The 14,085-nt window shown below is 63.5% G+C and carries 14 protein-coding genes; 9 read left to right on the top strand and 5 right to left on the bottom strand.

What is annotated here, in order from left to right; genetic code table 11:
• Position 1 precedes the first annotated feature (1 nt).
• On the bottom strand, positions 2-1,582 hold the full coding sequence (locus tag AC3WJM_RS15100) for an NCS1 family nucleobase:cation symporter-1 (RefSeq protein WP_492272270.1): 1,581 nt from the start codon (positions 1,580-1,582) through the stop codon (positions 2-4).
• A 136-nt stretch (positions 1,583-1,718) separates the two neighbouring features.
• Between AC3WJM_RS15100 and AC3WJM_RS15095 the strand changes: the two genes are divergently transcribed.
• Together AC3WJM_RS15095 and AC3WJM_RS15090 are read left to right on the top strand one after the other, a co-directional pair.
• Positions 1,719-2,183, top strand: a complete 465-nt coding sequence (locus AC3WJM_RS15095) for a DUF8821 family protein (protein WP_332603296.1) — start codon at positions 1,719-1,721, stop codon at positions 2,181-2,183.
• Between the two features lie 186 nt (positions 2,184-2,369).
• Positions 2,370-3,083: a hypothetical protein gene (locus AC3WJM_RS15090; RefSeq protein WP_284991256.1), complete on the top strand. Its 714-nt coding sequence runs from the start codon at positions 2,370-2,372 to the stop codon at positions 3,081-3,083.
• 21 nt (positions 3,084-3,104) lie between these two features.
• Here AC3WJM_RS15090 and AC3WJM_RS15085 read toward each other — a convergent pair whose 3' ends face one another.
• Positions 3,105-4,202 (bottom strand): FAD-dependent oxidoreductase, encoded by a 1,098-nt coding sequence (locus tag AC3WJM_RS15085; protein WP_492272269.1) that lies wholly within the window; start codon positions 4,200-4,202, stop codon positions 3,105-3,107.
• A gap of 112 nt (positions 4,203-4,314) precedes the next feature.
• Between AC3WJM_RS15085 and AC3WJM_RS15080 the strand changes: the two genes are divergently transcribed.
• Positions 4,315-4,761 carry a MarR family winged helix-turn-helix transcriptional regulator gene (locus AC3WJM_RS15080; protein ID WP_492272268.1) on the top strand — a complete coding sequence of 149 codons (447 nt, stop codon included), beginning with the start codon at positions 4,315-4,317 and terminating at the stop codon, positions 4,759-4,761.
• A 4-nt stretch (positions 4,762-4,765) separates the two neighbouring features.
• On the opposite strand, the gene cls is transcribed toward AC3WJM_RS15080, so the two are convergent.
• The gene (gene cls, locus AC3WJM_RS15075) at positions 4,766-6,238 is read right to left on the bottom strand and encodes a cardiolipin synthase (RefSeq protein WP_284991253.1); all 1,473 of its coding nucleotides are present in this window, start codon (positions 6,236-6,238) and stop codon (positions 4,766-4,768) included.
• Positions 6,239-6,347: 109 nt separating this feature from the next.
• Between cls and AC3WJM_RS15070 the strand changes: the two genes are divergently transcribed.
• A complete protein-coding gene (locus AC3WJM_RS15070) occupies positions 6,348-7,289 on the top strand; it encodes an aminodeoxychorismate lyase (RefSeq protein WP_492272267.1) in 942 nt (313 codons plus the stop codon).
• Positions 7,290-7,372: 83 nt separating this feature from the next.
• Here the strand turns inward: AC3WJM_RS15070 and AC3WJM_RS15065 are convergent, their stop codons facing one another.
• A complete protein-coding gene (locus AC3WJM_RS15065) occupies positions 7,373-7,858 on the bottom strand; it encodes a DinB family protein (RefSeq protein WP_059389858.1) in 486 nt (161 codons plus the stop codon).
• 82 nt (positions 7,859-7,940) lie between these two features.
• On the opposite strand from AC3WJM_RS15065, the gene AC3WJM_RS15060 reads away from it, so the two are divergent.
• The 5 genes from AC3WJM_RS15060 to AC3WJM_RS15040 all read left to right on the top strand — a co-directional run bounded on the left by AC3WJM_RS15060 (position 7,941) and on the right by AC3WJM_RS15040 (position 12,696).
• A complete protein-coding gene (locus tag AC3WJM_RS15060) occupies positions 7,941-9,137 on the top strand; it encodes an SLC13 family permease (RefSeq protein WP_492272266.1) in 1,197 nt (398 codons plus the stop codon).
• Between the two features lie 108 nt (positions 9,138-9,245).
• Entirely contained in the window at positions 9,246-9,839 is a 594-nt protein-coding gene (locus AC3WJM_RS15055) for a PRC-barrel domain-containing protein (protein WP_492272265.1), read from the top strand.
• 186 nt (positions 9,840-10,025) lie between these two features.
• On the top strand, positions 10,026-11,774 hold the full coding sequence (locus AC3WJM_RS15050) for a GMC oxidoreductase (RefSeq protein ID WP_441432960.1): 1,749 nt from the start codon (positions 10,026-10,028) through the stop codon (positions 11,772-11,774).
• A complete protein-coding gene (locus tag AC3WJM_RS15045; RefSeq protein ID WP_059389856.1) occupies positions 11,771-12,172 on the top strand; it encodes a PAS domain-containing protein in 402 nt (133 codons plus the stop codon). The genes AC3WJM_RS15050 and AC3WJM_RS15045 overlap by 4 nt, the downstream gene beginning before the upstream one ends.
• On the top strand, positions 12,169-12,696 hold the full coding sequence (locus AC3WJM_RS15040) for a cupin domain-containing protein (protein WP_059389855.1): 528 nt from the start codon (positions 12,169-12,171) through the stop codon (positions 12,694-12,696). Before AC3WJM_RS15045 ends, AC3WJM_RS15040 begins: the two co-directional genes overlap by 4 nt.
• A 274-nt stretch (positions 12,697-12,970) precedes the next feature.
• Here the strand turns inward: AC3WJM_RS15040 and ocd are convergent, their stop codons facing one another.
• The gene (gene ocd, locus AC3WJM_RS15035; RefSeq protein ID WP_492272264.1) at positions 12,971-14,002 is read right to left on the bottom strand and encodes an ornithine cyclodeaminase; all 1,032 of its coding nucleotides are present in this window, start codon (positions 14,000-14,002) and stop codon (positions 12,971-12,973) included.
• Positions 14,003-14,085: the final 83 nt, after the last annotated feature.

Here is a 14,085-nt window from a genome sequence, read left to right as displayed (position 1 = left end):
GTCAGTCGTGTTCCTCCGTTCGGGCGCGGACCGTCCGGGGATCGTTGCGGGTGATCGTGTAGTAAATCAGGCTGGCCAGGATGGCCCCCACGAACCATGAATACGGGCCCAGGCCCGAGCCTCCCGGCAGGAATGTCTGCAGGGCCGGGACCAGGGCCAAAACACCTGCGACGACGGCGGCAGGGACCAGCGCCGCAATGGCCTTGAGGTTCCAGCCCTTGGTGTAGAAGTAGAGGCCTTTCTCGTCCTCGTGGTACAGGTCCGAGACCTTGCACCGCTGGTGCCGGATGCGGAAGAAGTCCGTGAAGATGACCCCGAACAGCGGACCGAGAAGCGCGCCCAGGCCGCCCAGGAAGTACACGATCACTACGGGACTGCTGAAGAGGTTCCAGGGCAGGATCACGATTGCCAACACCGCGCTGATGAGGCCGCCGCGGCGGAAGTCGATCCTGTGCGGGGCCACGTTGGCGAGGTCGTAGGAGGCCGAAACGAAGTTGGCCACCACATTGATGCCGATCGTGGCCACCACGAACGTCACGGCGGCGATGATGGTGATCCACGGATTCTTGATCGCCTGGACGATCGCCACGGGATCGGTGATGACCTTGAACATGTCCTGCCCGCGGTACTGGTCTGCGGAGAAGTAGGACGCCGCACCGGCTGTGACCACCACTGTGACCAGGGCGAACGCGATGAAGTTCACGGGCAGGCCCCAGAAGTTGCCGCGCAGGATGGTCTTCCGGTCCGGGGAGAACCGGGAGAAATCGCAAAAGTTCAGGAGAAGCGCGGCAAAGTAGGTGACTGTGAGGGCGATGGCAGAGAAGAACTGGGTCAGGGCTGCCGGGCCGTCCAAGGGCGCGACGCCGGGGATCGAGAGGCTGAACTTGTTGCCCGCTTGCGTCAGGATGTAGATCGCGAGCGCGAACATGGCCACCCAGATTGCAGGGCCCGCCCAATCCTGGAACTTCCGGACCGTCTCCATGCCGCGCCGGATGACCAGCAGCTGGACCGCCCAGAGGACCAGGAAAGCCGCCCAACCAAGCGGCGTCAGGCCAAGGATGCGGGGCACGTCCGGACCGTCGAGCGACGTCAACTGGGGCCACACGGAAAACAGCAGTACCAGCACGGCTTCCGAAGCGAGCCAGGTCTGGATGCCGTACCAGGCGATGGCGATGAGTGCCCGGATCAGGGCAGCCAGGTTGGCGCCGAACAGGCCGAAGGACATCCGCGCCAGGACCGGATACGGTACGCCGGTTTTCTGACCTGCCGTCCCGGCAAAGTTCATGAGGAAATAGACCAGGGTAATGCCGAGGACCAGGGCCAGGAAGACTTGCCAGCCCACCAGTCCCGTGATGAAGAGGCCGGCCGCGAAAGTGTAACCGGCGATGCTGTGGACGTCGCACATCCACAGGGCGAAGAGGCTGCGGACCCTCCAGTTGCGTTGCCGGGCCGGTGCGAGGTCCGCGTTCCACAGCCTGTCGCTGACCAATCGGCCTTCGGCGAGGATCCGGACTTTCTCAGGGTATTCGTCTCCCGGCTCGGGCGGTGCCTGCACAGCCGGGGACTCGTTTTTCCGCGCCATGACGCCTCCGAAGAACGCTTCCAAACATGCTTGGAATTCCAGAATCGCCCCATTGCGGCGCGAAGGAAAGCCCCCTTGGGAGTGCCCGCACGCCAAGCGCTAGCATTGGTCCCACTACGTCTTACCAGGAGGGTGCATGCCGTACATCGTTGACTTCGAGAATGTCTCTACCGTCGGACTGGAATCGTCTCCCGTTGCCGAGGCGCTTGCCGGGTTGCGCGCCAACGAGGGCCGCTACTACCGGAACAAGTACGGCCACGTCTTCACAGTGAGCCCTGCCGGCGAGGTTCCGGAAGTCGTCGAGCGCGTGAGCCGCATCCTGAAGGAGGAGCGTGACATCGTCATCAGCTCCCGCCCGCTGGAAGCAACCGCGTTCGACGTCGACGGTTTGCGGATGGCCTACGTCTTCTACGAGTCCGGGTTGTCGGTCAACGTTATGTACAGCATCGAGGCCGACGGGAAGCGGGCTGTCGGATTCAAGCTCTCGGACGGCATGGAGATTCCGGAAGAACTGGCGTCACGCTTCAAATTCGCTCGCCAGAAGTCGAAGCTGGCAGGCGTCATCCGCGGCTCCTACTTCGTGATCAAGGGCGAGTACTGAACCGGCTCACGGCATCCAAGTAGGGCACACTCTATTTAGGAAGCCTACTGATTGTGTACCGTGGCAACCATCCTATTCATTGCCGCTTGTTACCGGTGCGGTGAAAGACCGGCCGGGCGGTTGAGGCAAGGCCGTGCCGGTTATCCCCGGGAAGGTTCGTGCCGCCACAAAAATTGGGGTCTACACATGAAAAAAATGCTCGCACCGCTCGGGATTCTCTTTGCTGGCGTACTGGCGTTGACCGGCTGCGGAGGTCCCGCAAATCCGGGCAACGCCGCCGCTTCCTCCTCGACACCGACACCAACACCAACTCCTACACCGAAGGCGTACACCAACGAGGAACTTGCGTCGATCGTCGCGCAGTTGAAGGATGACCAGGGCAAGCCCTTGACCGTGGTGCCTGCCGCGCAGCTCGATCAAGGCATCATCGCGGCGAAGCAGATGCTCGCGTCCGCCGTCATCACACCCCCGGCGTGCGCAGCGTTGGCGAACACCAACGCGCAAGTCCCGGACGGCGCGACGTATGCGGCAGGGGAGAGCATTTCGGCGGCGGATAAGTCCGTCACAGTGATCACCGCCCTGGCGGTGAAGGACCCCGCCGTCCTGGCCGGCCAGACGAAGAAATCCGCTGATGCCCTGGCGCAGTGTTCCACCTTCACGATCGAGGTGGGAGGGCAGAAGGTCACTACCCAGACCCAGCCGTTGCCGCAGAAGACCAGCGGGGACCAGTCAACGGGAGCGTTGAGCACCCAGGTCCTGCCGTCGGGCCAGAAGGTGACCACACTGACCGTGACCGGCGTGAAAGGCAATCTCGGAGCCACTGCGATCAAGACGGGGGCCACTGTCACCGCGGACTCCGCGGCGGAACTGGTCAAACTCGTCAACGCCGTCCTCGGCTAGCAGTCAGCGGAAGCGGACAGCTCAAGCGCCGAGGTTCAACATTTCGACATAGCGGTCGATCATCATGTGTTGGCCCTTGATCTGGGAAATCAGCTCCGGGCTGGCGATCTCGCCGTCGGGCAGTTGTCCCGAGCCGCCGGACGGTCCCAACGGAAGGATGATGACGGGCTTCGACGGCGTGTAAGCGGCCAGATCCGTGGAGCCTTCGATCGGGGCTTGGATGTTCTTGGCAACCACTGCGGCCTCGCGACCCGCGACGCCCGCCTTGTTCACGTCGATCGCCGAAATGTCGCCCAAAGCGTAGACGTTCTCGAAGCCCGCAACGCGGAGTTCGGGGGTGACGTCAAGGTATCCCTCGGCGTTCCGCGCGGCAAGGAGGCCTCCCGCCACATAGTCCGTCTGCGGGGCTATTCCATAGCAGCGGAACCAAATGTCCGCCTGGATGGCGGTACCGTCCGCGGTGTTGACGGTAAAGGTGGCAAATTCACCCGCAGGAACAGGAGGCAACTGCACCAACGGGCTTCCCAGAATCCGGCGTACGCCGAGTTCATCCAACTGCCGGTTGACCTCAATCCGCAGCCGTGGATCGTAGGGCCCGGGAAGGATGTCCGCCGCCACATCTACCATCACGATGTCCTTCTCCGGCCATGCCGCCGCGATCTCGCCTGCGAACTCAAGGCCTACCGCCCCGGCGCCCAGCAGCATCACCCTGTCTGCACGTTTGAGGTCGTCATGTGCGGCTTGGTAGCGGGCGATGGCGTCGCTGGTGACCATTCGATCGCTTTTGGCCGGGAAGGGGTAGCTGGAACCGCTGGCGAGGACAAGGTAGTCCGGCGCCAGGCTGGCACCCGATGCCAGCTCGACCGTGTGCCCGTCCACCCGGACAGCGCGGTCCCGGAGTACCTCTCCATGCGCCAACAGGCGGTCATAGGGAAGGAACATCCGCGGCAGGAAATCGGTTTGGACCACAGATCGGAGGGCCGCAATGTTGTGTACGAAAGCGTCCTTGGGTTCCACCAAGGTAACCGTCGCGTGTTCGTCCAACGCCTTGGCTACGGAAATCCCGCCGTAGCCTCCGCCGATAACCACCACAGTGGGGTGCTGAGCCTGGTCATTCATGGCAACTCCCTCGGTAGAAAGCTCACGCTGCGCGGCTTGTGCCGCCCAGATCGTTTATGAATGACAACGATTGTTGGTTATCAATAATTTCCTCAGTGATAAGATTTTCCTGATGAGTTCTTCGGCAGCGGGAAAGCAACTGGGGTTCCTCCTTGCGCGTCACGGGCGCATCATGAATACGCGCCTCCGCCAAGCGCTGGACTCCTCCGGGCTCAGCCCGAGGCATGCCGTGCTGCTGTGCCGGCTTGACGAGTCCGGCCCGCTCAGTCAGCAGGGCCTGATCGATGCTCTCTCCATCGACGCGAGCGGACTAGTAGCGGTCCTGAACGACCTTGAGCGCCAAGGGCTGGCGGAACGACGCCGGGACCCCGCGGACCGCCGTCGTCATATCGTAGAAATCACCGCGGAAGGCAAACGCGCGGTGGCGTCCATTGAAGTTGCGGTGGCCGACGTCGAGCAGGAGGCCTTTGCGGGATTCTCCGCTGATGAGCTCCAGCAACTCCATGGATTGCTGTCGAGGATCCACGGCGAACCTGCGGACGAGGGCTGCGAGGACTGAGTCCCTACTGTAGGGTCGCCGTAAGCCGCGCTACATTGTCCACGTATTTGGCAAGCATCGGCCGGTGCAACCAGCCCTCCAGGGTCAGCTCGCGGCACATTTCCCTGTAGCTCGACTCCACGGAGCGCATGCTGTCCACGGCTTCGGCGCCCAGGAGCATCACGGACACCTCCATGTTGAGCGAGAAGGAACGCATGTCCATGTTGCTGGAACCGAGGACGGCCACTTCTTCGTCAATGGTGAAGTGCTTGGCGTGCAGGACGTACGGCGCGCGGTACAGGTAGATCCGTACCCCGGCTTCCAGCAGCGCCTCGTAGTAGGACCGCTGCGCATGGTGGACCAGGAACTGGTCGCCCTTCTCGGAGACGAAAAGTTCCACGTCGACGCCACGCTGGGCCGCCGTCGTGATGGCGTACAGCAGGGAATCGTCGGGCACGAAGTACGGGCTGCAGATCGAGATGCGGTGCTGGGCCGAGTAGATCAGCGTATTGAACAGGCGGAGGTTGTTTTCCGTGACGAACCCCGGGCCGCTCGGAACCACCTGTGCGGTCATCCTGCCGGGTGTTGCCTGGACCGCGACTTGCAGTTGATGTTCGAGGGATTCGTCGGTTTCGCTCAGCCAGTCGGTGGCGAAGACGACGTTGAGGGTTGCAACGATCGGCCCCTCCATCCGCGCCATAAGCTCCACCCATTTGCGCCCGGCGCGTCGGTGCTTGGGGTTGTTGTAGGAGGGCTCAATCAGGTTCTGGGAACCCGTGAAGGCAATTTCGCCGTCGATCACCAGGATTTTCCGGTGGTTCCGCAAATCCGGACGGCGCCACTGGCCGTGGATTGGCAACAGCGGCAACATGCGGCGCCACTGGATCTGGCCGCGCTTGAGCCTGCGGACCAGCTTTCGGTAGCCGGGAATCCGCAGCGTGCCGATGTGGTCGAACAGAAGGCGGACGTTGACGCCGCGCGCGGCTGCCTGTTCCAACTCGGTGAGCAGTTCGTCCGTGACTGAGTCGCTGCTCATGATGTAGAACTCCGCGTTGACGAACTTCTTGGCCCCCTTGACCGCTTCCGCCATGGCTTTGATGGACTCTTCGTAGCCGGGGAAGAGCTCCACGGAGTTGCCGTCCACCATCGGCAAGGATCCCAGCCGCCGGTTCAGTTCACCGGCCGAGGTCACCCATTCGGGTCCCGAGTACGTGCTGACGACGTCGGCGAGCGCCGACGTGCCTGCACGCACCCGATCGTTGACTTCCTCCTGCTGTTCACGACGACGGCGGGACAAGCGGAAATTGCCGAACAACAGGAACAGGACGAAGCCGACGGAGGGAACGAGGAAGACGGCCAGGAGCCACGCCATGGCCGTGGTGGGGCGGCGGTTACCGGGGATGACGCCCAGCAGCACCACCCTCAGGATAATCTCGACGACGGCCCACGCGCTGAGGAGCCAGGTCCACTCAACCCCGAACTGAAAAGGAAACAGCACCCCACACCCCCACGATCGAATAGTTAGTCAAAGAACCAACAGTCAGCCCAGCCTATCTGGCGCACCGCTCGCGACTGTTCGTCCTGTGGGCCAGCACTAAGCTGGAAGCATGACTTTACCTGCCTCGACGGTCCTCGTTTTCCTGGATCCAGCGTTCGAAAACGGCCGCGTCGCCGATTCCAGCCAGCCACAGCTCATGGCAACCGACCTGGGCGCCACCCGGGGCGACGGCGTCTTCGAGTCGCTGCTCGCCGTCGAGGGCCGTGCGCGCAAGGTGCAAGCGCACCTGAACAGGCTTGAGAGCTCAGCCCGCGCACTGGACCTCAACATTCCCGGGCAGGACGTCTGGCGCCGGGCGATCGACACCGCGATCACCGAATTCCGGGACGCCTTCCCCGCGCCGAGCCCGGCCGAAGACGAGGTAGTGGTCAAGCTGCTGGTGACGCGCGGGGTGGAAGGCGCCTCGACTCCCACGTGCTGGATCCAGGCTTCGCCGTCCCCCGCGGGCAGTCGCCGGCAGCGCGAGACGGGCATCGACGTCGTACTCCTTGACCGTGGCTTTGACACGGAGGCGGGCGACCGCGCCCCCTGGCTGCTGCTCGGCGCCAAGACGCTCTCCTACGCGGTGAACATGGCCGCGCTGCGCTACGCGCACAAGCAAGGTGCGGACGACGCAATCTTCACGTCAACGGACGGCCGCGTCCTGGAGGGCCCGACCTCCACGGTGTTGCTTGCCCATGTCGAAACGGTCGACGACGGCGCCGGCTCGGCGCGCACGGTCAAGCGCCTCATCACTCCGCAGCTGGACAGCGGCATCCTGCCCGGCACGTCCCAAGACGCGCTTTTCGCCAAAGCGAAGGCAGCGGGCTGGGAGCTCGGCTACGGCCCGCTGGTCCCGGAAGACCTGTTCGACGCGGACGCGGTGTGGCTGATCTCGAGCATCCGGCTCATCGCGCCCGTCAACCACGTGGATGGCAGGGAGATTGGCACGCCGGCAATGCGCAAACAGCTGACGGCCGAGCTGAACGAGCTGTTCGCGGGGATCGAGTAGGGTTTTCGCGCCAACTGGCTCCCCTGCCCAACTAACTAGCAGTAGATGTCGTTTAGAGCGCCCTAAACGACATCTATTGCGAGTCACTTGGGTGCGGTGATTTGTTCCCGCAGGATGTCCGCGTGCCCGCAGTGTTGCGCAAGCTCGCGCAGCATGTGGAGGTACACCCAGCGCAGCGGGAGCGGGCCGCGTCGGTTGCCGTTGAGCATGTCGTCGAGCCCCAAGGACGATGACGCCCGGCGCGATGCTTCGCATGCCTCGCGGTGTGCCTGCTGGATTGAAGCGATGGTGTCGCCGTCGTCGAGGATAAAAGATTCATCCGGCGTCGCAGGGATGCCGATCTCCGCGCGCGAACGGCACGTGATGGCTTCGTCGAACCAGACCTTCTCCACGAAGGTCGCATGTTTTACGAGGCCCAGCAGGGTGGTCCGGGACGGCACCAATGACCGCCGGACCTGTTCCTCCGTCAACCCGTTCAAGCAGTCATTGAGCGCGCGCCGGTGCTCATCGATGAATGCCTCGAATTGGATGCGAATTGGCTGGTTGAGGTTGTCTTCGGCAAGCGTCACGGTTGCACCTCTGTTTTCCGTCAAGCAGGGATTCAGTCAGTATCGATGTGATCCGAGCTTAGCCGGGGAATAGACTCCGTTCATGCGTCTGGCGATCATTGGAGCGGTGCTCCTTGCGGCCGGAGCCGTGGCGATCGCCACCGGCGCCCTGCCTTTCACCGATCTAGTGGCACTCGTGGATCGGGTGGCGCCGATTCTGCTGTTTGTCGTCGCGATGACGGTTGTTACTGAGCTGTGCAGTGAGGCTGGAGTGTTCCTTTGGACTGCCCGCCGGCTCCGCTATTGGGGCCGCGGATACAGCATTCTTTTGTGGCTGTTACTGGCGGCATTCGCGACGCTGAGTACCGTCTTCCTCTCTTTGGACACGACGGCGGTGCTGCTGACCCCCGTGGTGGTCAGCGTGACGCGGCAAGCCGGACTGCCGGCCCTGCCCTTCGCGCTGACGACGGTGTGGCTGGCCAACACGGCAAGCCTGCTGCTGCCCATTTCCAACCTGACCAACCTTCTGGCCCAGCACAGCCTTGGCAGTATTACTCCGGGCGGGTTTGCCGGCCTGATGTGGGCCCCTTCGCTTGCCGCCGTCGTCGTACCCCTGCTGTTCATCGCCGTCGTCTTCCGGCGGGATCTGCGCAACCGCTATTCACGGATCCCGGTCGGACGGATCAGGCCGGATCAGCCGGCCGGGGCTGATTCCAGGCCTGCGGCGGACCGGGTCCTGCTCGCGTGCAGCGCCGTGGTGCTGGCGCTGCTGCTACCCGCGCTGGTGTCCGGGGTCCCGGTCTGGATCCCGGCCCTGGCCGGTGCAGTGGTTCTTGGTGTGGTGTTCGCGTTACGGCGCCCGCGGGTTCTCAAGGTGTCGCTGATTCCATGGTCCTTGTTGCTGTTCGCTTCCGGCCTCTTTCTGGTGATGGAAGCAGCCAGGCATCTGGGGGCTCCCGTGTTGCTGAGTCAGCTGGCCGGACAAGGCCAGGGCTTTATGGATCTGGTTCGGCTTGCCGCGACAGGCGCCGCCGGTTCCAATGTCCTCAACAATTTGCCTGCGTACCTGCTGGCAGAACCGCTGGCCGGGTCGCCTGTGCGAATGGCGGCCTTGCTGATCGGAGTCAATGCGGGCCCGATCATCACACCGTGGGCCTCCTTGGCCACCCTTTTGTGGCACGATCGGCTCATGCGCATGAATGTGCTGATTACGTGGAAGGGCTATGCGATCTTCGGCCTGATTGTTGCGCCTCTGACGGTGTTCGCAGCGGTGGCAGTGCTGGCAATCGCTGGCCAGTGAGTGCGTTCGGCAGAGACGGACCCTGTCGCCGGGCGCGAAGATTCAGGACAGAATGTAGAACAGCTTGGCCGGTACCGCCGGAACCCCGATACGAGAAGGATCTGCATCATGCTCAGCCTGCGGGACATCGACAACATCGTCCTCAACGGAGGGATTGTGGTAGACGCCGCCGGGGAGAAAATCGGTTCAGTTGAACAGGTCTTCACGAGCGGTGATTCCGGGGATCCTGTGTTTGTCACCGTGCGGACCGGCTTGTTCGGCATGTCCGAGTCTTTCGCCCCGCTTTCCGGAGCCAGCATTGAGAATTCAGTGATCAGGGTGGCCTTTGCCAAGGACAAAGTGAAGAACGGCCCGCGCATCGAGAGCGACCGCGGCGTGATCACGGAGACGCAGGAACAGGAACTCTACAGCTATTACGGGCTCGCGGCGGAGGAATCCAACGATGCCGCCACGGGAACCGATCCCGAGAGAGCCGGGACGGTGCCCGAAGCCTCAGCTGGGGAGACCGAGCCCGACGGCGGTCCGCCTCACCCAGCCCCGCACGGTGCCCCGCATCCGCCGCACGGTGGCCCGCCACACCCAGCCCCGCATCCGCCGCACCTGCACAAACATGTACCCCGGCCGCCACATCCCGGCCCGCCCCTGCCGCATCGGACACCCGGGCCACTTGGGCCCTCGACGGAACCGGAAGACCTTCAATAGCCGCGGCTTGCCGGCGGATTTCAGCCGCCGACCGTGGATCCTCACCGAACTCTATTGTGCCGCCATGGCGGCAGTAGTTAACTAGTCCCGTGAACTCTGCTGGGGAAGGGTGATCTGCCTCTAGGCCCAGTGGGCACCTGGTTTCACGGTGCCGTGGAATCAGCAAAGTTGATGGAGGGCATCGTTATGAGTGCAGTTTCTTCGTCCCAGAATTTCAATCACGGGTTTCCCACGCCCGGACCCCAGGATCCCTCGCCCCAGAAAGTCATGGATCACGTTTTCTTCCTCTCCGAGGGGGAATGGAAAAAAGTCCGCGAAGAGGAACAATTCGACCACATCGTCATCGGCAGTGGGTTCTGCGCCTACGCCTTCGCCGAGCGGACACTGACAGTCAACCCGCACGCACGGATCCTGATCATTGAACGGGGTCCGTTTTTCTTGCCGCAGCACTTCCAGAACCTGCCGCTGCCCTACAAGGAGACCCTGGGAGGCCTCTCGGAGACCTTCCCGTGGACCTTGGCAGCTGCCACCGCCACCCAGCCGCCGGGCAAGATTTCGTGGCAGCACGGCATGGTCCCTTTCTACGGCGGACGAAGCATCATGTGGAGCGCATGGTGCCCCCGCCCCGAGGAAGATGAAATGCGGGGCTGGCCGCGGGCAGTGATGGACGCCGCCAAGTCTCACTTCACGTCCGCGGAAGACCTCCTGAACGTGGTTTCGGCGGACCAGATCGACGCCGGCCGGTCGGCCGACGTCGTCGATCTCATCAACGACACCCGGCCGGTCTACGGAATCATGCAGAAAGCCCTGCAGGAACGGCTTGAGGCAGGCCTGCACAAGATCGATTCCGCCACCCGCAGCATGCCCGCACCGCTCGCTGCGGCGACTGGCGCGACGTCGGGCGTGGACTTCGCGAAGTTCTCGACGCCGGCAGTCCTCCTTGAACTGACGGACAAGCAAGCAGCCCTCGAGGCCCAAGGCAAGGGCGCGGCTCTTCGCATGGTCACGGACTGCACCGTGTTGAGCGTGCTCCAGCAGGACGGACGGGCCACCGCGTTGAACACCAACCGCGGCGTAGTGAACGTCGGCAACGCCAACCTGGTCCTGGCCATGGGCACGCTTCCACCGGCAACGCTGGTCCTCAATTCCTTCCCGCAGGTGCAGGGGGCCGGCGGGCATTTCAGCGCCCACTTCATCACCTCGGTGGTGGCCAGGGTTCCCCGCGAGGATTTTGATTTCAGCGGACAACTCGGCGAGCTGGAACTGGCGGCCATCTATTTGGCGGGCAAGAGCCCGGCCGGCATGCAGTACCACGTCCAGCTTTCGGTCCTCTCGGACCGTTGCCCGGACAAGAACGCCCAGAAGTCCGAACGCTACGCCCCCGACGTCGTCGCCACGGCTTCGCTCGCGCAGCTGCGGTCCTCGGAGGACTACCTGGTGTTCGTCTGCGCCGTCCTCGGCGAACTGGACGAAAGCAACCCGGAGAACCACTTGCGGCTTTCCGGCGGAGCGGACCCCACCTGCAACGTCACCTTGCAGGTGTTGGCCAACGCCACCGACGACGACACCTGGGACACCATGGACGAGGGAACCTTCCAGATGCTGGAGCGGGTCCTCTCCCCGGCCGGCGCGGAGCGGGTCGAATACTGGCGCGGAGATCCCGACGACGGAACCTGGGGTGCCGAGCGTCCCGCCATCCCGGAGCGCCGCGTTCCGGGATTGGTCCACGAAAGCTCGAGCCTGCCGATCGGCGAAGAGGAGGACGCCGTCGTCGGAATCGACTACCGACTCAACGGCGTGCAGAACGTCTTTGTCACGGGCGGCAGCCTCTGGCCCACCGGCGGTTCGTGGAACCCGACCATGACAATGGTCGCCTTGGCGCAAGACCTCGCCGAAAGACTCGAGGCCGACGGCGGAGCGGCGGCAGCGCCATGACTGTCGCCCCGGCGCTGGACCCGGCGCTCCTTCCCACGGTTCCGCCTATGAGTGTCGCCGATGTGCTGGACAGGCAGGACGGCGTGTACTGGGTGGTGAAGGACGCGAATTCGGTCTTCCTGTGGGTCAACCAGAACTTCGCGGACCTGGTGGGCATGGATAAGTCGGAGCTGATCGGGCACCAGGACTCGCGCGCGGAACACGTTGCGCACGACAAGGAAGTAATGGCGAGCGGAAAGCCGTTGCTCAACTTCCACGAGACCATCGCCGTCCCCAGCAAGGACGGCGGCATGGTGAATGTGGACATCGTGACCCAAAAGGGGTTGCTGCGGGCCCCGGGCAGCAAGGACATCATCGGCATCACCGTCTGCTTCTCACTGAAGGACCCGGTCACATGAGTGGATTCGCAGAGGACTGGATCAAACGGTTGGACATGTCCCCTGCTAGCGTGGGCGGCTGGTTCGCGCCCGCGCTCGTGAGCAACGAGGACATCGCCGGATCGGCGCTGCCTCCGCGTTTCGGCGTCGACCATCCGCTCTACAGTTCCAACTGGTACCTGCTGGAGGCGGGTGAGGTCCTCCAGTTGCACGCCCTCAAGCAGGACGAATTGTGGTTCTTCCACGTGGGGACACCGATCAGGCTGCACGTCTTCTCCCGGGAGCTCGGACTTCAGGACTTTGGCTATACCGAAGCCTTGTTGGGGCCGGATCCGGAAGCAGGCGAGATGTTGCAAGGAGTTGCCCCGAACTCCACCTGGTTCGGTGCCGAGTTGGCCGGGCCGGGGTTCGCCTTGGTGAGCTGCAGCCTCGCACCGGGATACGAGAGATCGGACTCCGCGAAACCAACGGCACGGGACATCGAGTCGCTCGTCATGAGGTTCCCCGGGCATGCCGAGCTGATCCTGCGCCTGGCGGTGGTGTAGCCGGGGCCGGCGGGATGGGCTGGGCAGGCGGGATGCCCGGATAAAACGTCTGGTGCGCCGGTTCTGGGGCCGGCGCACCAGGCTTCTCCCACCCAACTGACTAGCAGTAGTTGTCGTTTAGAGGCTCCAAAACGACAACAAATGCGTGGGCCCACGCCGCCCGGGTTCCCTGGCCGTGGGGCCCGCCGGCGAGGGTCCCTGCCTGAGCTCGCGAAGGCTGGGAGCCGACGGGGACTTGCGAGGCGAGGGTGGCGGTGGGGACCAGTTGGGCATCTCAGGAGCCGATCGGCGACAGTTCCCGCACCAGGCCGAAGAGGTCCTTGGGGTCATCGGGATTAGCGACGAGGTCAATCTCCTCGAAGAACTCCGAACCCTCGACGGCATCGCGGAGATAACGCAAGGCGGAAAAGTCCTCGATCGCGAAGCCCACGGAATCGAATATCGTGATTTGGTCCCTGGAGGTCCGGCCCGGAGCGTGCCCGGCCAGGACCTGCCAGAATTCGGTGACGGGAAAATCGGCGGACATTTGCTGGATCTCGCCTTCAATCCGCGTCTGGGGATCGTACTCCACAAAGACGTCACCGATGCCGAGGATGGCAGCGTCGAGTTCAGTCTTCCCTGGGCAGTCGCCTCCGATCGCGTTGATGTGGACTCCGGGCGAAACCTGGTCTGCCGTCAGGATGGTGGCGTTGGCCTTGTCCGCCGTGCACGTGGTGACGACGTCGGCTCCCTCCACTGCATGGGCCGCTGAGCCTGCGATGGTGATCTCGAAGCCGAGGGGAGCCATGTTCCGGACGAACTTCTCCATCGCTGCCGGGGCCGTGTCCCAGATCCTCACACTGTTTATACCCAGGGCCGCCCGGAAGGCCAGCGCCTGAAATTCGGATTGGGTTCCGGTTCCGATCATCGCCATGATCCGGGCATCGCGGCGCGCAAGTCTCTTTGCGACCATCCCGGACGTGGCCGCCGTCCGCAACGCTGTCAGAACTGTCATCTCCGCAAGGAACGTCGGGTAGCCGTTGTGGACGTCGGACAGGACACCGAAAGCTGTCACGGTCTGGAAGCCGCGCGCGGGATTCGAGGGGTGTCCGTTTACATACTTGAAGCCGTAGGTTTCCTGGTCGCTGGTGGGCATCAGCTCGATGACGCCAAATGGCGTGTGGCTTGCCACCCGCGGAGTCTTGTCAAAAGATTCCCACCGCCGGAAGTCGTCTTCCAGGTACTGCATCATCTCCGAGATGATGGTCTCCGGGCCCCGTCCGGCCGTCCAACGAACCATATTGCGGACATCGACAAAGCGCGTCATGTGCGCTCCTTTCCCTCATAAGCACTGTTGCTACGAGGCTACGGAGCGGCGATATGCATCCACAATTGCCAAAGTACGTACTT

Source organism: Arthrobacter sp. FW306-1B-G06A, from assembly GCF_058781765.1.
This window is presented reverse-complemented; position numbering and strand designations above follow the sequence as displayed.

Excerpts from the sequence above, each read along its gene's own strand:
- AC3WJM_RS15095 (WP_332603296.1), top strand. The coding sequence starts at position 1,719 with ATGCCGTACATCGTTGACTTCGAGAATGTCTCTACCGTCGGACTGGAA.
- AC3WJM_RS15085 (WP_492272269.1), bottom strand. The coding sequence starts at position 4,202 with ATGAATGACCAGGCTCAGCACCCCACTGTGGTGGTTATCGGCGGAGGC.
- ocd (WP_492272264.1), bottom strand. The coding sequence starts at position 14,002 with ATGACGCGCTTTGTCGATGTCCGCAATATGGTTCGTTGGACGGCCGGA.
- AC3WJM_RS15080 (WP_492272268.1), top strand. The coding sequence starts at position 4,315 with ATGAGTTCTTCGGCAGCGGGAAAGCAACTGGGGTTCCTCCTTGCGCGT.
- AC3WJM_RS15070 (WP_492272267.1), top strand. The coding sequence starts at position 6,348 with ATGACTTTACCTGCCTCGACGGTCCTCGTTTTCCTGGATCCAGCGTTC.
- AC3WJM_RS15050 (WP_441432960.1), top strand. The coding sequence starts at position 10,026 with ATGAGTGCAGTTTCTTCGTCCCAGAATTTCAATCACGGGTTTCCCACG.
- AC3WJM_RS15100 (WP_492272270.1), bottom strand. The coding sequence starts at position 1,582 with ATGGCGCGGAAAAACGAGTCCCCGGCTGTGCAGGCACCGCCCGAGCCG.
- AC3WJM_RS15055 (WP_492272265.1), top strand. The coding sequence starts at position 9,246 with ATGCTCAGCCTGCGGGACATCGACAACATCGTCCTCAACGGAGGGATT.
- AC3WJM_RS15045 (WP_059389856.1), top strand. The coding sequence starts at position 11,771 with ATGACTGTCGCCCCGGCGCTGGACCCGGCGCTCCTTCCCACGGTTCCG.
- AC3WJM_RS15060 (WP_492272266.1), top strand. The coding sequence starts at position 7,941 with ATGCGTCTGGCGATCATTGGAGCGGTGCTCCTTGCGGCCGGAGCCGTG.
- AC3WJM_RS15040 (WP_059389855.1), top strand. The coding sequence starts at position 12,169 with ATGAGTGGATTCGCAGAGGACTGGATCAAACGGTTGGACATGTCCCCT.
- AC3WJM_RS15090 (WP_284991256.1), top strand. The coding sequence starts at position 2,370 with ATGAAAAAAATGCTCGCACCGCTCGGGATTCTCTTTGCTGGCGTACTG.